Origin of the sequence: Onishia taeanensis (assembly GCF_900100755.1) — a bacterium.
GTDB classification, from domain to species: domain Bacteria; phylum Pseudomonadota; class Gammaproteobacteria; order Pseudomonadales; family Halomonadaceae; genus Onishia; species Onishia taeanensis.
Genome location: NZ_FNCI01000001.1, coordinates 91,718 through 113,009, shown reverse-complemented (window position 1 = coordinate 113,009; position 21,292 = coordinate 91,718). Strand labels below are relative to the sequence as shown.

Annotated in this window: 18 protein-coding genes; 8 read left to right on the top strand and 10 right to left on the bottom strand. The window is 63.3% G+C overall.

The window, feature by feature from the left end; all coding sequences use genetic code 11:
• Positions 1–120 precede the first annotated feature (120 nt).
• Positions 121–918: a maleate cis-trans isomerase family protein gene (locus BLR71_RS00485; protein WP_092522013.1), complete on the bottom strand. Its 798-nt coding sequence runs from the start codon at positions 916–918 to the stop codon at positions 121–123.
• Between the two features lie 222 nt (positions 919–1,140).
• Between BLR71_RS00485 and BLR71_RS00480 the strand changes: the two genes are divergently transcribed.
• From BLR71_RS00480 to BLR71_RS00445, 8 genes are all read left to right on the top strand, one after another.
• Positions 1,141–2,241 (top strand): phosphotransferase family protein, encoded by a 1,101-nt coding sequence (locus BLR71_RS00480; protein ID WP_092522011.1) that lies wholly within the window; start codon positions 1,141–1,143, stop codon positions 2,239–2,241.
• Positions 2,242–2,309: 68 nt separating this feature from the next.
• Positions 2,310–3,581, top strand: coding sequence for an ABC transporter substrate-binding protein (locus BLR71_RS00475; protein ID WP_092522009.1), 1,272 nt, complete (start codon positions 2,310–2,312; stop codon positions 3,579–3,581).
• 4 nt (positions 3,582–3,585) lie between these two features.
• Complete coding sequence (locus BLR71_RS00470) at positions 3,586–5,283, top strand: ABC transporter permease (protein ID WP_092522007.1); 1,698 nt, start codon at positions 3,586–3,588, stop codon at positions 5,281–5,283.
• An 86-nt stretch (positions 5,284–5,369) separates the two neighbouring features.
• Positions 5,370–6,035, top strand: a complete 666-nt coding sequence (locus BLR71_RS00465; RefSeq protein ID WP_245696318.1) for an ATP-binding cassette domain-containing protein — start codon at positions 5,370–5,372, stop codon at positions 6,033–6,035.
• Between the two features lie 60 nt (positions 6,036–6,095).
• Positions 6,096–6,806, top strand: a complete 711-nt coding sequence (locus BLR71_RS00460; RefSeq protein WP_092522003.1) for a TIGR04283 family arsenosugar biosynthesis glycosyltransferase — start codon at positions 6,096–6,098, stop codon at positions 6,804–6,806.
• Positions 6,796–7,422, top strand: a complete 627-nt coding sequence (locus tag BLR71_RS00455; protein WP_092522001.1) for a TIGR04282 family arsenosugar biosynthesis glycosyltransferase — start codon at positions 6,796–6,798, stop codon at positions 7,420–7,422. The genes BLR71_RS00460 and BLR71_RS00455 overlap by 11 nt, the downstream gene beginning before the upstream one ends.
• Before the next feature lie 53 nt (positions 7,423–7,475).
• Complete coding sequence (locus BLR71_RS00450) at positions 7,476–8,096, top strand: sigma-70 family RNA polymerase sigma factor (protein WP_092521999.1); 621 nt, start codon at positions 7,476–7,478, stop codon at positions 8,094–8,096.
• Positions 8,093–8,311, top strand: coding sequence for a zf-HC2 domain-containing protein (locus BLR71_RS00445; RefSeq protein ID WP_245696296.1), 219 nt, complete (start codon positions 8,093–8,095; stop codon positions 8,309–8,311). The genes BLR71_RS00450 and BLR71_RS00445 overlap by 4 nt, the downstream gene beginning before the upstream one ends.
• Positions 8,312–8,328: 17 nt before the next feature.
• Here BLR71_RS00445 and BLR71_RS00440 read toward each other — a convergent pair whose 3' ends face one another.
• From BLR71_RS00440 to BLR71_RS00400, 9 genes are all read right to left on the bottom strand, one after another.
• A complete protein-coding gene (locus BLR71_RS00440) occupies positions 8,329–9,000 on the bottom strand; it encodes a haloacid dehalogenase type II (protein WP_092521997.1) in 672 nt (223 codons plus the stop codon).
• Positions 9,001–9,218: 218 nt separating this feature from the next.
• Entirely contained in the window at positions 9,219–10,190 is a 972-nt protein-coding gene (locus BLR71_RS00435) for a cyclodeaminase (RefSeq protein ID WP_092521995.1), read from the bottom strand.
• Between the two features lie 46 nt (positions 10,191–10,236).
• Complete coding sequence (gene eutB, locus BLR71_RS00430) at positions 10,237–11,235, bottom strand: hydroxyectoine utilization dehydratase EutB (RefSeq protein WP_092521993.1); 999 nt, start codon at positions 11,233–11,235, stop codon at positions 10,237–10,239.
• 140 nt (positions 11,236–11,375) lie between these two features.
• A complete protein-coding gene (locus BLR71_RS00425; RefSeq protein ID WP_092521991.1) occupies positions 11,376–12,782 on the bottom strand; it encodes an aspartate aminotransferase family protein in 1,407 nt (468 codons plus the stop codon).
• Positions 12,783–13,001: 219 nt separating this feature from the next.
• Positions 13,002–14,495, bottom strand: coding sequence for an NAD-dependent succinate-semialdehyde dehydrogenase (locus BLR71_RS00420; RefSeq protein ID WP_092521989.1), 1,494 nt, complete (start codon positions 14,493–14,495; stop codon positions 13,002–13,004).
• A 312-nt stretch (positions 14,496–14,807) separates the two neighbouring features.
• Positions 14,808–17,597 carry an aminotransferase class I/II-fold pyridoxal phosphate-dependent enzyme gene (locus BLR71_RS00415; RefSeq protein ID WP_092521987.1) on the bottom strand — a complete coding sequence of 930 codons (2,790 nt, stop codon included), beginning with the start codon at positions 17,595–17,597 and terminating at the stop codon, positions 14,808–14,810.
• A gap of 77 nt (positions 17,598–17,674) precedes the next feature.
• Entirely contained in the window at positions 17,675–18,721 is a 1,047-nt protein-coding gene (locus BLR71_RS00410; RefSeq protein WP_245696295.1) for a C45 family autoproteolytic acyltransferase/hydrolase, read from the bottom strand.
• Positions 18,721–20,190 (bottom strand): biotin carboxylase, encoded by a 1,470-nt coding sequence (locus BLR71_RS00405; protein ID WP_092521985.1) that lies wholly within the window; start codon positions 20,188–20,190, stop codon positions 18,721–18,723. Before BLR71_RS00405 ends, BLR71_RS00410 begins: the two co-directional genes overlap by 1 nt.
• Before the next feature lie 184 nt (positions 20,191–20,374).
• A complete protein-coding gene (locus tag BLR71_RS00400; protein WP_092521983.1) occupies positions 20,375–21,244 on the bottom strand; it encodes a carbon-nitrogen hydrolase family protein in 870 nt (289 codons plus the stop codon).
• Positions 21,245–21,292 lie beyond the last annotated feature (48 nt).

Here is a 21,292-nt window from a genome sequence, read left to right as displayed (position 1 = left end):
CGAATAGTCAGCCTCATAGCCGCGTGATTTCCGCCGTCCTCATGCCTCTCTCTTGCAAAGACTCATCCTCATAGCCTCGCCTTCATCTACTTTCATAACCCTACTTTCAAAACCGGACTTTCAAACTCCAGACAAAAGCCGGCCGAAGCCTGCCTGGCAGGTAGGCCGGCCGGCGATCCAGCGCGCATGCCAATAGAGCGCCTGATTGCTCGAGACGCAGGGCACACCGAAGCGCTGCTCGAGCTCGTCGAGCACATCCAGCGCACGCAGGTTGGTACAGGGCAAGACCACCGCATCGACTGGCCCCGCCCCCTCGAGCAGCGTCGCCAGCGCATCCCCCAGGCAGGCGGGGTCCACCGCCGGAATGTCCGGATCGTGATCGAGACGGAAGCCGCCGATGGCCGCGACCTCGATGTCTTGCGCGCTGAAGGCGGCAAGGAAGGCATCATCGACCTCACGCACATAGGGCGTCAGTACGGCGATACGTCGCGCCTCCAGCGCTTCGAGGGCGGCACGGATGGCGAGCCAGGGGTGAGTGACCGCCACCTCCGGGCGCACGGCATGCAGGCGCTCGGCAATCGCCACATCGCCAATCAACAATCCCCCCGAGGTGCAGCCGAATGCCAGGGTATGAAGCGGAAGCCCCGGTACCAGCGTCGCCGCCGCTGGGGTGATACCCGCCTCGAGCGCCTTGAGAGCCTCGGGGGTCACCTCGGCATGGGTAGGCATGCGCGTGCAGAAAAGCTCCATGTCGTCCCCGACCAGTCGATGCCAGTCCCGCTCCAGGGTGTAATCGGTGTCGAGCAGCACCAGGCCGATGCGTAAAAGCTCCGGCCGGTTATAGCGCTGAAAGGGCAGCGCGCGATCATCGGCGACGGCAGCGTTAGGTAGTGAAGACACTGAAGAGACTGACGACATGGCAACATCCATCAACATGAGGGGATGCCATTACCTTAGTCGCTTCACGCGGCTCAAGCTTCCACGATCATGTCAGCGCCGCACTTATTTCCATTCAGCGGTTGTGACTGTCTACCCAGCCCGCTGACACCGAGTCAGTTACTGTGACAAAAAGACTGTAAGCTTTGGCGACGACGCTCGACCAAGTTCCATCACCCTTTGTTTTCCTGAGCCGAGACCATCATGCTCGACACGGACACTGCTGCCTCGACAGAGGCTATCGCCTCGCTGCGCCAGCCACTACATCAGGCCCTCATCGAGGCGGGCCTCGATGGTGAGCTAACGGCTCTGACCCCGATGGCCGACACCGGCCTGGCTCACGCCCATCTTTGGCTGTCCCGCCACAGCGGCGAGGACTGGGTAGCGCGGCTGCCCAAACAGAGCCAGATGCGCCTGGCCGGTGATGACAACCTTACCTATCAGGCGGCCTGCTTCACACGAGCAAGCCAGGGCGGCCATACGCCGGCCCTCAGGGCGGTGCTCCCCACGAGCGATGCCCTGCCGCGAGGCGGCCTGTTGGTGTCGGCGATCCGCGGCCGCCACGCCCGGCTGCCCGATGACCTGTCGGCGATCGCCAAGGCCCTTGCCAGCCTGCACGCACAGCCGCTGCCACCGGCCTCTCAGCGAGCGCCCTTGCAGGCGCCGAATGATCCCTGGGCGGCCATGCTTGCGGAGCTTCATCAGCAGGCCGTCTATCTCGACCGAGCCAAGATCGCCCCCGAGGTTCACCGCCAGCTTTCCGGTGACCTAACAGACCTCGAGCAATGGTGCCGCCAGGCGCCGCCGGCCAGTCAGTCGCTGATCAGTTTCGATGCCCACCCCGGCAACTTTCTGATTCAGGACGACGGTCGCGCGATGCTCGTTGACCTGGAAAAATGCCGCTACAGCCTGCCCGGCTTCGACCTAGCCCATGCGAGCTTATACACCTCGACCACCTGGGACCCGAACAGCCATGCCGAACTGAGCATTGCCCAGGTACGTGCCTTTCACCGTGCCTGGGCTGCCGCCATGGCCGAGCAAGACGCACGCACCGATGCCGAGGAACTGATGCAGTGTCGCCGCGCCATGTGGCTGTGGTCGGTGACCTGGTGCGCCAAGTGGCAGGTCGAGCAACAAAGGGCCCGAGATGCCAGTGCGGCAGGCGAAGACTGGTCGTCGGAACTCAGTGATCCCGCGCTGATCGCGCGCGTCGCCGACCGGGTCGAGCACTACCTGTCGCCAGATGTCATTGCCCGGGTTCGCCATGAGTGGCGGGCACTGGCCGATGACAGCGGCCTGGCCTGACGCGCCTTCTCAAGCGCCTTACTGTGCAATGCTCATCATCCTACAAGATCATCACAAGGACTCTCGCCATGCATCGGACAGCTCTCTTAGCCCGCCAGGGCGCCTTCACTCGCTCTTGCGGCCGCTCGCTTGCAAGCGCCGCCCTCTGCGCCGCCGCGCTCGCCACTGCCCTACCAAGCCTCGCCCAGGACGACGCGCTGGCACTGGACGACTGGGCGGCCATCGAACAGGCCGCCCAAGGTCAGACGGTCTACTGGAATGCCTGGGGCGGAGACAGCCGCACCAACGACTACCTGTCCTGGGTGGCCGATGAACTCGAGGCACGCCACGATATCGAGCTGGTACACGTCAAGCTCAGCGATACCAGCACGGCGGTATCGCGGGTCATCGCCGAAAAGGCCGCCGGCAACCTCGATGAGGGTGCCATCGATCTGATCTGGATCAACGGCGAGAACTTCGCCGCCATGAAGGACAACGACTTGCTGTTCGGCCCCTTCGCCGAGGCCCTGCCTAATTACGCGCTGACCCGTGCCGATGCCAACCCGGAGGTACGCGTCGACTTCACGGTTCCCACCGAGGGCTATGAGGCGCCCTGGGGCAAGGCACAGCTAACCTTCTACTACGACAGCGCCCGGGTCGAGACCCCACCGGGCTCCATGACCGAACTGCTCGATTGGGCACGCACCCATCCGGGTCGCTTCACCTATCCCCTGGTGCCCGACTTTACCGGCAGCACCTTCCTCAAGCAGGCGCTTATCGAGCTGACGCCAGACACCGCGCCGCTCTATCAGCCGGTCGAGGAGAGTGACTTCGCCGCCATTACCGCCCCGCTGTGGGACTATCTCGACACCCTGCACCCCTACCTGTGGCGCGAAGGACGCAACTTCCCGACCAGTGGCCCCGAAATGAAGCGCCTGATGGGTGATGGCGAATTGAGCCTGGCCTTCACCTTCATTCCCTCCGAGCCTGCGGCAGCCGTGGCCGACTTCCAGTTGCCGCCCACCACCCGCAGCTATGTGCTGGATGGCGGCACTCTGGGCAACGTCCACTTCGTGGCCATTCCCTTCAATGCCAGCCACAAGGCCGGTGCCCTGGTCACCGCCAACTTCCTGCTCTCGCCAGAGGCCCAGGCGCACAAGCAGGACCCGGCCGTGTGGGGGGACCGGACGGTGCTAGACATGAGCGCCTTGAGCAACAAGGAGCGGGTGACCTTTATCGACGACAGTGACAACCCGGCCGCCCTGCCCGCCGATGCCTTGTCGAAGACGCTTCCCGAGCCGCACCCGAGCTGGATGGAACGCCTCGAGGCAGCCTGGCTCGAGCGTTACGGCAACCAGTGATTCGATGCGCCTCTTCTCACCGACCATTCGCACCATCCCCTGGCTGGCCATGGCCCTGCTCAGCCTGCCGGTGGCCGGGGGACTCGCCGGTGTGCTGGCCCCGGCACTGGGCTGGCTGCCGGCGCTCGGCGGCAATGAACTGACCCTCGAGCACTGGCGCACCCTGGTGGCGACACCAGGGCTTGCCGATATGGTGCGCCTGAGCCTGAGCGCCGGGCTTGCCAGTGCGCTGATCTCGCTTGCCATCGTCATGCTGTTTCTCGGCGCCTTCGCCGAGACGCGGGCATTGGCCCTGGTACGGCGTCTGCTGTCCCCTTTGCTGGCGGTGCCGCATGCCGCCGCCGCTATCGGCATCGCCTTCCTGCTCGCGCCCTCGGGGCTTGCAAGCCGCCTGCTTTCGCCCTGGCCAAGCGGCTGGGACACACCACCGGACTATCTGTTCCCCGGCGACCCCTGGGGACTGGGCCTGATCATCGGCCTAGTCATCAAGGAAGTGCCCTTTCTGTTGCTGATGAGCCTGGCCGCCCTGCCCCAGTGCCAGGCCCAGGCACGGCTGAGGCTGGCCCGGTCGCTGGGCTATGCACCGGTGACCGCCTTCGCCAAGGCGGTGCTGCCGGGGCTCTACCCGCTGATTCGTCTGCCGATCTATGCGGTGATAGCCTTCGCCTCCGCCAATGTCGAAGTGGCCATGATCCTCGGCCCCACCACGCCACCGCCGCTGGCCGTGGCGGTGGTGCGCTGGATCAATGACCCGGACCTTTCCATGCGCTTTGTCGCCTCGGCGGCGGCGCTGTTACAGCTCGGCGTGACCCTGGCGGCGCTCGGCCTTTGGTGGCTCGGCGAACGGCTGGTCGCCAGCCTCTCCCGCACCGCCCTGACCGGTGGGCGCCGTGAGGCCGGTGATCGCCTCTGGGCCGGTGCCGGCGGCCTCGCCACCCTGCTGGCCGTGCTTCTGCTGGGCGGCAGCCTCATGGGGCTGGTGCTGTGGTCGTTGGCGGCCTGGTGGCCCTTCCCGGCGGCACTGCCAAGTCCGTTGAGCTATCACGCCTGGCAGGGAGCGCTGCCCGGGCTCAAGGAGCCGCTGACCCAAACGGCACTGATCGGCCTCGCCGCCACCGGGCTGTCGCTGCTATTGACCGTCGGTGCCCTGGAAGCCGAGCATCTGCGCCACCGCGGCATGGCCGCCTGGGCGGAACTGGTGCTGTATCTGCCCTTGGTCGTGCCGCCGGTGGCCTTCCTGTTCGGCCTGGTGCAACTGCAGGTCCAGGCCGGGCTGGCCCCGGGAGCACTGGCCGTGATTCTGGCCCACAGCCTCTTCGTGCTGCCCTATGTCTTCCTGTCGCTTGCCGAGAGCTATCGGCGCCTGGATCCTCGCTGGGCGCAGGTGGCGGCGAGCCTTGGCCATTCTCAGGCCAGCCTCTTCTGGCGCGTACGCCTGCCGCTGCTGACGGTCCCCATTCTCACCGCTGCGGCGGTCGGGTTCTCGGTCAGCGTCGGCCAATATCTGCCAACCCTACTGATGAGTGCCGGCCGCCTGTCCACGCTGACCACCGAGGCGGTCAGCCTGGCAAGCGGTGGCGACCGCCGTCTGACCGCCGTCTATGCACTGATGCAGCTGCTGCTGCCGGCCCTGGGCTTCGCTTTGGCGCTGGCCCTGCCGCGTCTGCTGATGCGTCACCGAAGTGGAGTACTCAACCCGTGACCTCTCTCGATGCCTTTTCCCCTGGCGGGACGCCCCAGACGAGCACGGAACACTCGGCGGGCGACGACCTTGCCACTGGGCATTCCCTGATCCTCGAGAACATCCGTATCGATCAGGGCAGTCGCCCGCTGCTGTCGCTCAATACCCGTATCGCCCCGGGTGAGGTGCTGACGCTGATGGGCCCGTCAGGGGTCGGCAAGTCGACTCTGCTCGCCTACCTGGCCGGCTTCCTGGCGCCCGCCTTCAGCGGCCAAGGGCGAGTATTGCTCAACGACAGGGACCTTTCTCGCCTGCCGGCCGAGACGCGCCAGCTGGGCCTATTGTTCCAGGACCCGCTGCTCTTCCCTCACCTGAGTGTCGGCGGCAACCTGGCCTTCGGCATGCCGCGTAACGTGTCTCGAAAAAAGGCTCTCAAAGGAGAAAGGAAGGCGACCCGCCAGGTACGCGGCGAGGCGATCGAGGCAGCACTCGAAGAAATCGGCTTGGCCGGCTTCGCCGACCGCGACCCGACCACGCTCTCCGGCGGCCAACGGGCCCGGGTGGCACTGATGCGGGTGCTGCTCTCGCGGCCCTGTGCCATGCTGCTGGATGAGCCCTTCTCTAAGCTCGATGCCTCGCTTCGCCACGAGATGCGTTCGCTGGTCTTCACGCGGGTGCAGCGCCTTGGCCTCCCGACGCTGATGGTTACCCACGATGAAGCCGATGCCAAGGCCGCCGGCGGTCCGGTCATAGAGCTCGGGGCCCAATATTGACCCAGTCCATCAACCGCCCCTATCCCGTGCACTCCCCATGCCTCATCCAAGCCTGTGACCATGCCCGTATCCACCGCTCTCTCCAATCCGCCGCGCCTGAGCATCATCATTCCCACCCTGAACGAAGCGGCCGGCATCGACGCTCAGCTGACGGCCCTGCTCGGCTTGTGGGTGTGCGGCGTCGAGATCATCGTCGTCGATGGCGGCAGTCAGGATGACACCGTGGCGATTGCCAAGCACCATGCCAGCCGGGTGCTATCCAGCGAGCCAGGCCGAGCCAGGCAGATGAACCTGGGCGCCCGAGCCAGTCGTGGCGAGCAGCTGTTGTTTCTTCACGCCGATACCAAGCTGCCCCGGCGCGCCGACCGGCTGATCGCCAAGGCCTTGTCCGGTTCACGCTGCTGGGGGCGCTTCGACATTCGCCTATCGGGTGAGCAGAGCATGCTGGGGGTGATTGCCTTCTGCATGAACTGGCGCTCGCGACTCACCGGCATCGCCACCGGCGACCAGGCCCTGTTCATGACCCGCGCCGCCTTCGAGGCCGTGGACGGCTACCCCGACCAACCGCTGATGGAGGACATCGAGATCAGCAAGCGTTTGAAACATCTGTCGAAGCCGGCCTGCCTGAGGGCGCAGGTGGTAAGCTCCGGGCGACGCTGGGAGAACAATGGCCTCTGGGCGACCATGCTGCTGATGTGGCGGCTGCGCTATCGCTACTGGCGGGGCGAGGACTGCCAACGACTGGCCGAGGAGTACCGCCATGCACGCTGATCGCCATGACGACGGCTTTCCTCTGGCGATTCTCGCCAAGGCCCCGGTACCCGGGCGGGTCAAGACGCGGCTGACTCCCACCTTCGCCCCCGAGGCCGCGGCCAGGCTACACGAGGCGCTGCTGCGCCAGACCCTGGCGGTCGCGCTGGCCGCCACCCCGGCCCATCGCATCGTGCTGTGGACGGGGCTCGAGCATGACCATCCGCTGTTCGTGGAATTTGCCGAGCGCCACGGCATCGGCCTGCGCCCCCAGCCCGAGGGCGATCTGGGTCTGCGCATGTTCACCGCGCTCGAGGCCATGGGCGCACCGGGGCTGCTGGTGGGCAGCGACTGTCCGGTGCTGACCGCCCAGTTGCTGGCCAACTGTCACGCGGCGCTGGCCCATCACGACGGCGTGCTGCTACCCGCCGAAGACGGCGGCTATGCACTGGTAGGGCTACGCAAGCCCCGTCAGGCGTTTTTCACGGATATCGACTGGGGAAGCGATCAGGTGCTTGCCCAGACGCTTGCCAGAGCGGACAGCCTGGGATGGCGGATCGCGCAGCCGGCCAAGGTCTGGGACGTCGACCGCCCCGCCGATGTGGCCCGCTGGCAGGGTCAGGATACCTCGTCTTGATGTTTCGTCTCAGTGGGTCATGATACGAAGCGCTATCAACGACAGGGAATCACATGGCCGCGGAAACCACGCAAAACACCCATGCAAGGATGCAGCGCCTGGCGGCCGTGCGGCCTCGGCTGGTGTCCTTCGCCAGACTGCAATTGAGGGAGCCGGCCCTGGCCGAGGATACCGTGCAGGAAGCACTGGCCACGGCCATCGAGAAGGATGACGACTTTGCGGGGCGCTCCGGTTACGAGACCTGGGTATTCGGCATCCTCAAGTACAAGATCCTCGATGCCCTGCGCGCCCAACGCCGCCAGGGCAAGTGGCAGCCCTTCGTCGACGACGGCGATAACGAGGCGATCGATCGACAGTTTCAGCAAAGCGGGCACTGGCAGGTCGCCGCTCGCCCCTCGGACTGGGGTGACCCGGAAGCCACCTTCGCCAACGAGCATTTCTGGCAGGTCTTCGACGCCTGCATGATTGCCCTGCCGGACAACATCGCCCGGGTGTTTTCGCTGCGCGAACTGATGGGGCTTTCCACCGCCGATATCTGTAAAGAAACCGGGCTCAAGGAGAATAACTGCTGGGTGATCCTGCACCGTGCTCGCCTGCGCCTGCGCGCCTGCATCGAGCGCGGCTATCTCTCAGAGCATGCCCCCCAGCACGGCCTGTCGGAGCGAGGAAAATGATCAAGATGATGCTGTGCCGGGAAGCGACCCGGCTGATGTCCAAGCGCCTGGATGCGCCCCTCGGCCTTGGCGAGCGCTTGTCGCTGCGCCTTCACCTCGGCATGTGTCGCCCCTGTCGGCACTGCAATGCTCAGTTCGATGTATTGCATCGGGTGGGACATCACTTCGACGCTGAGCCGAACGCTGACAAAAGCGACAACGCCCCACGGTCATGACGGCATACCGACAAGGCCTAGATGAGCCGATCGGCAAGCTCCCAAAGATCCCCCACCGTAACGTCGGGCTCACCGCCCCAGGCATCGAAGGGCGCCTCGGCGCTGCGCCTTATCCAGGCGGCATGCAGCCCGGCATGGCGGGCGCCGATGACATCGAAGGGGTTGCTGGAAATCAGCCAGGTGTCCTGCGCCTCGCTCTCCATACGGTCGCGCAGATGCGAATAGACCGCAGGGTCGGGCTTGAACCGTTTGACCTCATCGGCGCTGACGATGTCGTCGAAATGATCTCTCAGCCCGGCCTGGCTCAGCAGGCCGTCGACCGCCTCACGGGTGCCATTGGAGAAGGCCACGCAGGTCACACCGGCGCGGGCAAAGCGCTCCAGCGCCTCGGCAACGTCGGGAAAGGCCGGCAGCTTGCCGTAAGTGGCCATCAGGCGATCCTTCTGCCCCTCAGTAAGGCCCGCCCCCAAGGCCCGGTCGGTAAACTCCAGCGCCTCTCGAGTGCAGTCGGAAAAAGGCGCATAGGCCCCCATCAAGCTTCGCCGGAAGCTGTATTCCAACTGCTTGTCACGCCAGCGCTGAGAAAAAGTCGCCGCTCGTTCACCGAGCGTTTCTTCCAGTTCAGCGATCACCCCGTGGGTGTCGATCAGGGTGCCGTAGACATCGAAGGCCAGTACACGTTTGCTCATCTTGCATCCTTGTACTTGATACTGAGTACTTATAACTGAGTACTTATAAATGAGTACTCGAGACTGAGAGCTTGAAACCTAGCACCTAACACTGAGTCCCCGAGGCGTAGAAAGTGCCTCGCATGCTTACCCGATCAACAGCTTGGCCGCATTTGGCATCAGCGACAAGCCCAGGGCCCAGGCTGGCGGCCAGCACCGCAGTTGCTGATCCAAAAGGCTCAGCTCAGGCGGCTCAGGGCGAAATCCGCGATGGCGGTGTCCTGCACGCCGGTGCCGGTTAGATCGCAGACGGTGATGGTGGCAGGCGTCAGCCGCAGGCGCTGGCCTTCGGCAATCACGCGGCCTAGCTCGAAGACCTTGAACGGCACCTCGCCATCGGCGCCGGCCGCAGCCCCGTCAGCGGACCCGGCGAAGGCCTTGAGCTCGCCGTTGCGCTCGCTCTGGGCTCGGCTGTCGCATACGAAGGCATCGGCACGGGTGAGTACGCTGGTCTCGAGCTCGCGTTTCTCGGGGCTATCCGAGCCCATGGCGGTAACGTGCACGCCCTCGGGCAGGTCCGCCGCACTGAGAATCGGCTGCTGGGACGGCGTGGTGGTCACGATGATGTCAGCGTCGGCACAGGCGGAACGGACGCTTTCATGCACCGTCACCTCAAGCCCCTGGGCACGCAGTTGCTCGGCGCAGTCATGCGCGGCCTGCGGCCGGCGCGCCCAGAGGTCCACGGCCTTTATATCGCGCACCAGACGCAGCGCTTCTACCTGACGACGCGCCTGCTCGCCGGCCCCCAGCACCGCGACCCGCTGGCTGTCTGGCCGGGACAGGTACTTGGCGGCAATGGCGCCTGCCAGGGCGGTGCGCACCATGGTCAGATAGCCCTCGTCGAACAGCACCGCCTCAACCAGACCGGTCTGGGCCGAGAACACCATCATCAGGCCGTTGAGGCTGGGAAGCCCTCGCTTGGGGTTGTCGAAGAACCCGGGGCTTACCTTGATGGCGAAACGGGAAAAGCCGCGAATGTGCGCGGTCTTGACGTCGACCTCGCCGTTGGCCTCCTCGATGGCCATGGACAGAATCGGCGGCTGTACCGCCTCGCCACGTCCCAGGGCCGCGAAGCCCGCTTCCACGGCGTTCAGGGCCTCCTGATCCAGCGTCACGGCCGCGCTGATCGCCGCCCGGTCGAATAGCTGCATGAGCCTCTCCTGATAAGAAAATGTCGTATTGCGCAAATCAGACGTATTAGCGTCCTACGAGGTGCCGCGCTCGATCAAGCGTCTCGAGGGACACCCCGTTGCCGGAGACGATCAGCGCCACCGTCTGGCCGCGGATGTCGATACCGTGCTCCTCGATCGCCGCCAGCCCGACCGCTGCGGCCCCTTCGACCAACAGTTTCTCGTTTTCGAGCATATCGACCATGGCGTGGGCGATGGCCGCCTCGGAGACCTGGTAGTGATCGTCCATCACCTCGTCGACCAAGGCAAAGCTGCAGCGGTTATCCAGGCCGATGCCGCCGCCCAGCGAATCACCGAGGCTCTCGGCCTCCTCGACCGCCACCGGATGGCCGGCTTCCAGGCTCTTCCACATCGCCGCCCCGCGACTGAGGCTGACCCCGGTCACCTGGACCTCAGGGCGAATGGCCTTCATAGCCGCCCCGATGCCGCCGAGCAGGCCACCGCCGGAGAGCCCGACGAAGACCCGGTCGAGCTGGGGTGCATCTTCCATCAACTCGAGACCTATGGTGCCCTGGCCGGCGGCAATCAATGGATCGTCGAAGGGCGGGATCAGGGTCATGCCTTCCTCGTCGACCAGCCTCGCCACTTCCTCGAAGGCCTGGTCCTGGCTGGCGCCGACGCGGGTCACGGTGGCGCCCAGGGCTTCGATGGTGGCGATCTTGTTGGACGGCACCAGGGTCGACAGGCAGATGGTCGCCGGCACGCCCAGGCGCGCCGCGGCAAAGGCCACCGCCCGGCCGTGGTTGCCGGTAGAGGCGGTAGTGACGCCGCGGGCCAAGGCCTCGCGGCCATGGCGTTCGATCAGGGCGGCGATCATGTTGGTGGCGCCGCGCAGCTTGAAGGCGCCGGTGGGCTGGCAGGTCTCGAGCTTGAGCAGCACCTCGGCATCGAAGCGACGTGACAGGGCCGCCGACGGGACCAGCGGCGAGCGCACCACCTGGCCGGTGATACGCTTACGCGCCCGGTAGAGTTCGGCCAGGGTGACGCCATGAGTAGAGTGAGACATAGGCGCTTCCTTCATGCATGCATTCTTCAGCGGATGACCCTAACCATAGCGGTAACCGCCGTCATGACCAGCGCATGACCAAAGACGCCGCCCATTGGGCGGCGCCTTCGACTTTCAGCCTTCGCTTGCCGGATCGTCGATCAGCAAAGATCGCCCGATGCGGTAAGCTCGTCTGTCACCTTGTCAACCGCACGCTTGGCGCGGGCGATGATCTCGTCGACCTGATCACGGGTGGTGATCAGCGGCGGCGCAAACCCGAGGATGTCTCCCTGCGGCATGGCACGGGCGATCAGGTTCTCCTCGAGGGCGGCCGCGGCGATACGCGGACCGACCTTGAGGCTCGGATCGAAGTGGGCACGCTTGGCCGGATTGGCGGAAAACTCAAGCGAGGCCAGCATGCCCACACCACGCGCCTGCCCGACGATCGGGTGATCCCCGAAGGTGGCCTGCATCTGCTGCTGCAGGTAGGCACCGGTCTCGGCGGCGTTGGCGGTCAGGCCCTCGCGCTCGATGATCTCGAGGTTGGCAAGACCCGCCGCACAGCCCAGCGCATGGCCGGAGTAGGTCCAGCCGTGGCCGATCGGGCCGTATTCACCGGTCCCCTGCTCCAGCACCTTCCATACGCGGTCGCCGACGATCACCCCGGACAGTGGCTGATAGGCGCTGGTCAGGCCCTTGGCGACGGTGATCAGGTCCGGCTTGATGCCGTAGTGATGGCTGCCGAAGTTGGTGCCGATACGCCCGAAGCCACAGACCACCTCGTCGGCGATCAGCAGCACGTCGTACTTGTCGAGCACGGCCTGGATCGCTGCCCAGTAGCCTTCCGGCGGCGGCACGATGCCACCGGTGCCGAGCACCGGCTCACCGATGAAGGCGGCAACGGTGTCGGGGCCTTCGGCGAGAATCATCTCCTCGAGCTGCGTAGCGCAGTGGGCCGAGAATTCCTGCTCGCTCATGCCTTCCTGCTCGGCGGCGCGGTGATAGTAATACGGCGCCTCGGTGTGGCGGATGGTATCGATCGGCAGGTCGAAGTGATCGTGAAATGCCTTCAGGCCGGTCAGTGAGCCCGATGCGATACCAGAACCGTGATAGCCACGCATCCGCGAAATGACCTTCTTCTTCTGCGGGCGACCGAGCACGTTGTTGTAATAACGCACCAGCTTGAGCTGCGTCTCGTTGGCATCACTGCCTGACATGCCGTAGTAGACCTTGGACATGCCGGGACCGGCCAGCTCGAGAATCTTTTCGGAAAGCTCGACCTGCGCTTGGTTAGAGTGCCCCACATAGGTGTGGTAATAGGACATCTCGAGGGCCTGCTTGTAGATGGCGTCAGCCACCTCGGTGCGGCCATAACCGATGTTGACGCAGTACAGGCCGGCAAAGCCGTCGATGAATTCGCGACCGTCCATATCGACGATATTGATGCCTTTGCCTCCGGTAATCACCCGGCCCGGCGCATCGCCATGGGCAAAGTCGCGCAGGTGCGTGGAAGCATGGAAGGTGACCTTGCGGTCGCGATCAATCAGGTCCTGGTGCTGCTGGCTCATCTCGTTCTCTCTTTTCTTGTCCCCCCTGCATAAAGGGGAGGTTGTGGCGTTGTGTTGTTCTGGATTAAGGGTTCTGGATTAGGGGTTCTGAATTAGTGGCGCCGCATGACGCCTGGCAAGATGCCCGCGAACACGCCATGAACCCGTCCCTGGGGGCTCGGCTTTTTCATCCCTGAAAAAGACGGTTCGCTTGGCACCTTACCGCGCTGCGTGGAAAGCTCAGCTACCGGAAACGGACCCCAAGGCGCCCAGGCAGTAGTACTTGGTTTCCAGGTATTCATCGATGCCGCTGACGCCGCCTTCTCGGCCAAGCCCCGACTGCTTGACGCCACCGAAGGGAATCGGCGGCCCAGTCATCTTGACCGAGTTGACCGAGACCATGCCGTATTCCAGCGCCCGCATCAGCTTCCAGATGCGACGGATGTCGTGGGTGTAGACATAGGCGGCAAGGCCGTATTCGGTGTCGTTGGCCATGGCAATGACTTCATCATCGTCGCTATAGGCGGTGATACCGGCCACCGGCGCGAAGTTCTCTTCCCGCCAGACCTTCATCTCGCGGGTCACACCGGTCAGCAGTACCGGCATGAAGAAATTGGGGCCGGGAGCTGCCGATTGATCGCCGGCCACCAGGGTCGCCCCCCGGGAAATGGCGTCGTCGACGATGCTGGACGCCTTTTCCACCGCCTGGCCGTGAATCAACGGGCCCAGATCCACCTCACTTTGCAGGCCATTGCCCACGGTCAGCGCCGCCATGCGCTCGGCGAAGTGCTCGACGAAGGCGTCGTGGATCGACTCGTGCACCAGGATACGGTTGGCCGCCAGGCAATCCTGGCCGGCGGTCTGGAACTTGGCCGCCACCGCCGCCAGCGCGGCTTCGTGTGGGTCCATGTCCGGGCCGACGATAAAGGGCGCATTGCCGCCAAGCTCCAGCGAGACACGCTTGACGGTACCGGCGCTCTGTTCGAGCAACAGCCGCCCGACCCGCGTGGAACCGGTGAAGGACAGCGCCTTGACGCGCTCTTCCTTGCACAGGATCGAGGACACCTCGGCAGGCTCGCCCAGCACCACGTTGAAGATACCCGCAGGAATGCTGGCCCGCTCGGCAAGCTCGGCAAGCGCCAGCGCCGAGAACGGCGTCTCACCGGCCGGCTTGACGATCACCGGGCAGCCGGCGGCCATAGCCGCGCCCGCCTTGCGAGTGATCATCGCCAGCGGGAAGTTCCAGGGCGTGATCAGGGCAGCGATACCGATAGGCTCCTTGATGGTGCCAAGGGCCGCATTGGGGATATGGCTGGGAATGGTCTCACCGAAGGTGCGCTTGCCCTGCTCGGCGAACCACTTGATGAAGCTGGCGCCATACTCCACTTCGCCACGGGCATCCGGTAGCGGCTTGCCCTGCTCCATGGACATCAGGATGGCCAGATCCTCGCGATTCTCTTGAATCAGGTCGTACCAGGCCAGCAGGCGGTCGGCGCGCTCGTCGGCACGCAGCGCACGCCACTGGACGAAGGCACGCTCGGCGGCATCCACAGCGCCGCGGATTTGGTCGGCTTCCAACCAAGGAATGTGCCCCAGGACTTCACCAGTGGCCGGATCGGTCACGGCCTCTTCCCGGCCAGCGTCGCCATGGGTCCACTTGCCGTCGACGTAGGCGTACTGGCGGAACAGGCGGGGATCGTCGAGTCGCTGAGTCATCGTCGCGGACACTTTCATGAAATATCTCCTGGCAAAGCAGCGCCCAGGGCGCTCACGCTTGAATACGACCGGACGGCCAATGCCGTCTGATGCATACAGGGTACGGCCACAAGGAGAACGAGACTTTTTGTTGGGCCGCCATCGACATGCGGTTTTTTTCGTCTTCCGGCCGAAAGCTGCAGATTCTTCTGTCCACTGAGCTCGCGAACCTGACCGTCAGCAGCGGTCAAGCCGAAAAGAAGGCTCCATAAACGCCATCGCCCCGACCGAATGGCCGGGGCGATGGGATGCTTAACGGTAGAGGATGGAACTAAGGGCGGCCCTCAGGCGTCACTCAGAACACTCCGAGGTCGCCAGCAGCGCCTCTTCAGTGAACACGATCAAGCCTAGCTCCGGGCGATAGCCATGGATCTCGGTGACATCCAGCGCCTGCAGGAAGTAGAGGATCTCTTCGCTGATCACCTGCCCCGGCACCAGTACCGGGAAGCCCGGCGGATAGGGGATCACGAAGCTCGCCGAGACCACATCACGTCCCGCGTTCATGGCCCGCTGCAGCTCGCCATTGTCGAAACGCAGATACTCGGTGTTTTCCTCATCGTAACTGAGGAAGTAGGCGCGACGAATATCGCCATCCGGCGTGCCGGCATCCACATGTGGCCGGAAGGCATCGTGGAAGCGACTGAAGTCCGGCAGCGGCGGCAGATCATGGGTCAAGGACTTGACCTGATGCTCGATGATCTTGCGCTCCGGACGACTGCTTTCCTCCCAGCGGCGATCAAAGGACTTGGCTAGCTTGATCAACACATCCAACAGGTAGGCGATGGCCCCGCGCGTGGTGCCGATATTGGTCATGAACAACACGGTATTACGGGAGGTCTTGTTGATCTGGATGCCGTACTGGTTCATCAGGTAGTCGTTCTTGAAGGCGTCGCCGTCGATACCCGTCTTGCCGATGGACAGGGTGATACGCGTCGGGTCGACTACGAATTCATCCTGGGCCCAGGCCTCCTCCATCTTGTTCCAGCCTGCATTGGGATCGTAATAGGTCTCGACCCCTGACTGGCGGAACTCGGCAGGCACCAGATCACTGTTCTTGAGCACCTCGAAGTACTTGTTCAACAGCGGGTTGGTATAGAGCTGCTCGCGTAGCGAAAGCGCCGCCTCGACCTGGGAGTGCACCAGCTCGAAGCCTTCCATCTCGGCCTGCATGCGCCCCACGTCCAGCGACGCCAGGATCTGATAGTTGGGCGAGGTCGAGGTGTGGGTCATGTAGGCTTCGTGGAACGGCGCCTCGACCTTCTGGCGGTAGTCCTGGTCATAGACGTGGATCATCGACCCCTGGCGCAGCGACGTCAGCGTCTTGTGGGTCGAATGGGTCGCATAGGTGCGCACCCGCACGCTTTCGGGGTCCGGCAACAGCGGCCGGTCGAGCCAGGTGGCATCGTCATTCGGGTCCAACTGATCGAACTCTTCCTTCCAGGCCGCATATTCCGCCGCATACTCCTCGCTGCGATAGCGATCGCGCAGATAGCGCGCGGCATGCATCGCGGTGCGTGGGCGGTAGGTCGGGTTGAAGGTGGCGAAGGCAAACCAGGCCTCATCCCACAGGAACACCAAGTCAGGCTTGATGGCCAGACACTCTTCCATGACTCGACGCACGTTGTAGACCACGCCGTCGAAGGTACAGTTGGTCAGCAGCAGCATCTTGACCTTGTCGAGCTGCCCGGACCGCTTGTATTCCAGCAGGGTCTTCTTGATCTCGCGCAGCGGCACGGCGCCGTACATCGAGTAATCGTTGAGCGGATAGGAGTCCAGGTAGGCTACGTGAGCGCCGCTCAACACCATGCCGTAGTGGTGCGACTTGTGGCAGTCGCGGTCGACCAGCACGATGTCCCGCGGCTTTACCAGGGCCTGCACGACGATCTTGTTGGCCGTCGAGGTGCCGTTGGTGACGAAGTAGCTCTGTCGCGAACCGAAAGCACGGGCCGCGTACTCTTGCGCCTTCTTGATCGGCCCATAGGGCTGCAACAGGGAATCCAGCCCGCCAGACGTCGCCGAGGTCTCCGCCAGGAAGATATTGATGCCGTAGAAGTCGATCATCTGCCCCGCCCAGTGGGAGCGGGTGATCGACTTGCCCCGGGAGATCGGCATGGCATGGAAGACCCCGGTGGGCTTGCGGCTATACTCCCGCAGCGCATCGAAGAACGGCGTGCGGAAGCGGTTGTCGATGGCACGCAGGATGGTGTGATGCTGCTCGATATAATCCGTTTCCCGGTAGAAAATCCGGTTGAAGTGACGGATATCTCGGCTTGCGGTCACCTCTACATCGCCGCTGGTGACCAAGAACTGATCGATCTCAGGGCGAATCTCGCGGATCATCGAACTCAGCAGAATGCTGCGTTCGGCCTCCGACTTGCTCTCCAACTCGACCTCGGAGATACCCTCGAGGTAGTTGCGCAGTGCACTCAGGTTGTACTTCGACTTGTAGGGAAATTCGTAGCGAATCAGGCAGGCCTGAATGTTCGGGTTGACCAGAATCGCGATCAACGCATCTTCGAAGCTGCGCACCGTTACGACGTCGTAGACGAACTTGTCTTCGGGACGCCGCAGGTTATGAAACGCCTCGCGTACCACTTCCTCTTCCTGCAGCGACATGGCGTCGACGATCAACACCTCGAAATAAGGCTGCGAAGAGCTATTGGAGGTCGGGTGACCGCGACGCAGCTGCGCCAGGGCATCCAGTGTCTCGAGGTCTTCCGCATCGGCGTCGGTCTCGCTGAGGTCGACCTGGCGACGACGGTAGGACTCGCTGATCATCGCCCGTACGAGGCGCTTGACCACTTTCTCGAGCAGCGAATATTCCTGACGGTTGAACAGGTGCCAAAGATGGCGAAAGTCTTCCTTGGAGGGGAAGGCGTGATAGTCCTCGATGATCTCAAGCCGGGTCAGCTTGATATCGACGGCCTTGACCAGGTTACGCGACTGGGCCTCATCCTGGAGATTAACCAGCTTGCCAAGGTCACGCTTGAGCGCGTTCCAAGTATCTGCACGAAGCTGGGAGATCTTGTGGTAGAACCCCAGAGCCGTATACGGCGTGTCTGTTCCAATCGTATCGCTCATGATGCGTCCCCAGCAGTGCTGCTTGTCATTATGCAACTGCTACGGGCCTTCAGCCCGCAAGCAACGTAATCGATGGGCTAGCCGGCACCGTGGTGTCGGGGCCCGTAGTGAATGATGAAATTGGTCTCGGGAAAATGCGTGAAACTCAGATCAAGGTGGTGCGACGGCCAATGGAACTGCACGCGTCCCTGCAATGGCCGGTACACGGATGTATAGACGGTGCCCAATCCACGGCGATGGTCGGTGCGATAAAGCGGAGGGGCGAAGAAAGCAGAAATCAGCCGTTCCTCGCTGGTGGCATCGTCATCGACCAGGATCGAAAGCTGGCGCTCGCGGATCAGCGTCTCCGACGCCAGGGCGTGGGCATACCACTCGATCTTCTTTTGGTGGTTGGTCGCCACCGGCACCCGCTTGATGGAGGCCTTGCGATCAGGCGCGATCATCGCCGTGATATAGCGGCCCTGAGCATCATCGACGGTGATGTTGTAGGCCATGTGCGTCGGCACCCGCGCCAACACCTCGGCGGCTTCAGGGGTGGTATCACAGAACTCGAGGATATAGCGCAGGATCATGGGCGCACCGAAGCCATCGCCCACCACGGTCCGCCCGCCGAAGGCCAAGGACACCGCCAAGCCGCTGTCGTTCATGCCGTCGAGCACGCCCCACAGGCAGTCGGTCATGGCGATCACGTGACGACCATTCCAGCACGAGGAAAGAATGGTGCCCTCGCACAGCTCGGGGGGATAATCGTAGTTGCGCACCAGCACATTGCTATTGCCGTTGGCCAACACGGCCTGTGAGCACCCCGTGATGTAGGCCGGTGGGCGATACAGGCTCAGCATGCGCGAGGACAGATCACCACCGCCGGCGAGTCCACAAAGATGCTCGTAGGTCGGCAGCAGCTCGGGCATGTGGCGCCGTATGGCATTGAAGCCGGCCAGGTAACCTGGCCGCTCCCGCTCGCCTTCCGACAAGAACCAGCGCTCGTACGCCGGCCAGTGGAGTTCGAAAAGCGATTGCCACTTCGCGCCAGCCTGTGGCTCGTGGACGGTGCGGAAGGCCAGCTGCTTGTGGGAATCAGCGTCCCACTGGCGGCCGGCCCGTCCCATAGCGGTATTCTTCATCAAAGGATCTTGAAGTTGCCGCCGCCCACCGCATGATTCACGGCCACCTGCTCCACCACCGGATCCTGCACCGACTGGCCGGCATACTGGCCACGAATGCCATCGATCCAGGCCTTGGCGCGCTCGGTAAGCTGGAAGTCATCGTCCATCAGACGACCACGGGTGATCAGGATGCCGAGATCCGCCCCCTCGTAGCGGAAGTCGCCAACGCCGCTGATGCGCATGAAGAAGGCTTCCTGCTCGCTCTCTGCTGCATGCGGATGCGAGTCATAGTGGTCGAAGGCGATACTGCCATCCACGGCCATCCGCCAGACGCCGGACTGGGGCGCCTGCGTCAGCAGATCCACCGTTTCATCGGTGTGCTTGATCACTAGCTGGCTCCAGCTGTCGATGCTATCCGGGTGCGCCCAGCGATCGTTGACGGCCTGGATGTCGATATCGAAATCCTGGCCCGAGAATTCGAGCAGGTGAAACAGGAATAGCGGAACGTCCGAATGCGCGAAGGCCGCCACATTGGTCAACGAGCTGGCACCGGTAACCCGCGGGTTAAGCTCGCCCAGATAGACATCGTTGGTGTCCATGTCGATCAGGAAGTCGAGCTCGAAATAACCACGGTAGCCTTCCTCGCGCAGCGCCTCGCCAAACTTGTTGGTGTATTCCTGGGCCTTGTCACGCACTTCTTGAGTGAAGGCACCGGCGAACATCTCGTTGCCGCACCAGCCGCCTTTGTAGGGTGTCAGGCTCTTGAAGCCAACCAGTTCGGTCATCAGTGGCCCCACCACGGTGCCGCAGCGGGTTGCACAGGCCTCGATGGCCGAGCCGCGGCAATTGATGCGCTTCATGATCTTGACCTCTTCTTCGGCCTCGATCTCTTCGGCGTGGCGGTAGTACTCATCTTCATTGGAAACGAAGAAGGTGGTATGGCCGGAGTCGCCATAGGCAGACTGGATGACCAGATCGCTGGTACCCAGCTCCTTGCTGACTTCCATCAGGTGCTGATAGCTGTCCACCTTGGCCAGCACGTTGGGCACGCTGGGTACGCCAACCTTGTTGCCGATACGCACCGTTTCGATCTTGTTGTCCATCCGCGAACGCAGCTTGGCCGGCGGGAAGGCCACTCGCAGCCCCAGCTGTTCGCAAATTTCTTCGGTGTGCTCGTCGAACATCAGGAAGGCAGCCACCCCCTGCTCGCCACGAGAACGGATATAGTCGATGACTTCCTTATGCTCGAGCAGGTAGTTGTTGATGTCCTCGATGCTTTCGAAGTCGCGCGGGAACTTCTCCTTAGGCACGAAGACGTTCTTCTGCTTGTCATCGAAGCAGTTGATGTAGTTGATATGGCGGAAATTCCCCACCCAGTCGCCGATCCCCAGCAGGTTGAAGTTGGTCGCCGAGATGAAGTAGATCGGCTCCTTGTTGTTATGAAAGAAACGGCGCACATCGGAGATGCTGGTCAGTGTTGTTGTCATGGAGCTGGCTCCTTTTGGGTGACGTTCCTGCGCTGCTTGCGAGGCGGAGGGGGAAGCGCCACCACGTTGGGCGGCGCTTTTGTGACTCATCAGGCGAGAAAACAGACGTCGTAAACCTTGGATAATAGGGGTTACCACCATGAACTCCTTTTCAGTAAACGCCGCCCATCAACACGAGAGGCGATCAGTATGGCTCGATATCCCGACGCGCCGGCTTCGCAAGCGGACCCAAGGTGTCGAGGAAGGGAGTAGAACGGGTCTCACTCCGGTACAGCGAAAAGTCCACCTGACGGTCGCGGAAGCTCTTGAGCGGCTGACCCAGGCCCCGCAGCCCCGCCTCACGCTCGCGACGCACCCGGTTCATGTCGATCTCGATCGGCATGACCTCTTCGCCGATGCCCGCCTGATGGATGACATCCCCAGACGGCCCGACCACGATCGAACGGCCGTTACCCAGCGCGCCTGCGCCGTTGATATCGAAGAAATAGCACTGGTTGACCGCCGCATTGGTGCGGGCAATGGACAGCTCGATATCACGATCGATGGTGTCGGTCATGGTTGGATGCAGGATCACCTCGGCGCCCATGGCGGCCAGGGTGCGCGTGGTTTCCGGGAACCACATGTCATAGCAGATCGAGACACCGAAACGGCCGATGTTGGGCACGTCGAAAACCACGAACTCGGTGCCGCTTTCAACGCCGGCCTCGTAGGGGCGGAAGGGGAACATCTTGCGGAAACGATTGACCACCTGCCCCTGCGGGTTGATGACGCTCAGGGTGTTGTAAACAAGCTCCCCGACTTGTTCGAACATTGAGCCCGGAATCAACCACAGGCGGTGTTTCTCGGCCAGCTCACAGAACATGGCCTCGGTGCCGCTGGGCATGGGCTGGGCGTTCAGCGGGGAAGCGCCATGCGCCATCAGCTCGCTGAAGACCACCATCTGAACGTGGGGGAAGCGCGCCACCAGCATTTCGATGCGGGCGCGCATAGCATCGGTGTTGTCACCGTGGTGAGGTGCCTGTAGCTGCACCCCTGCAATAGTGAAATAAGACATGCGAACCTCTGCATTGCGATAGCCTAAAAACGATTGGCCGCCTTGGGC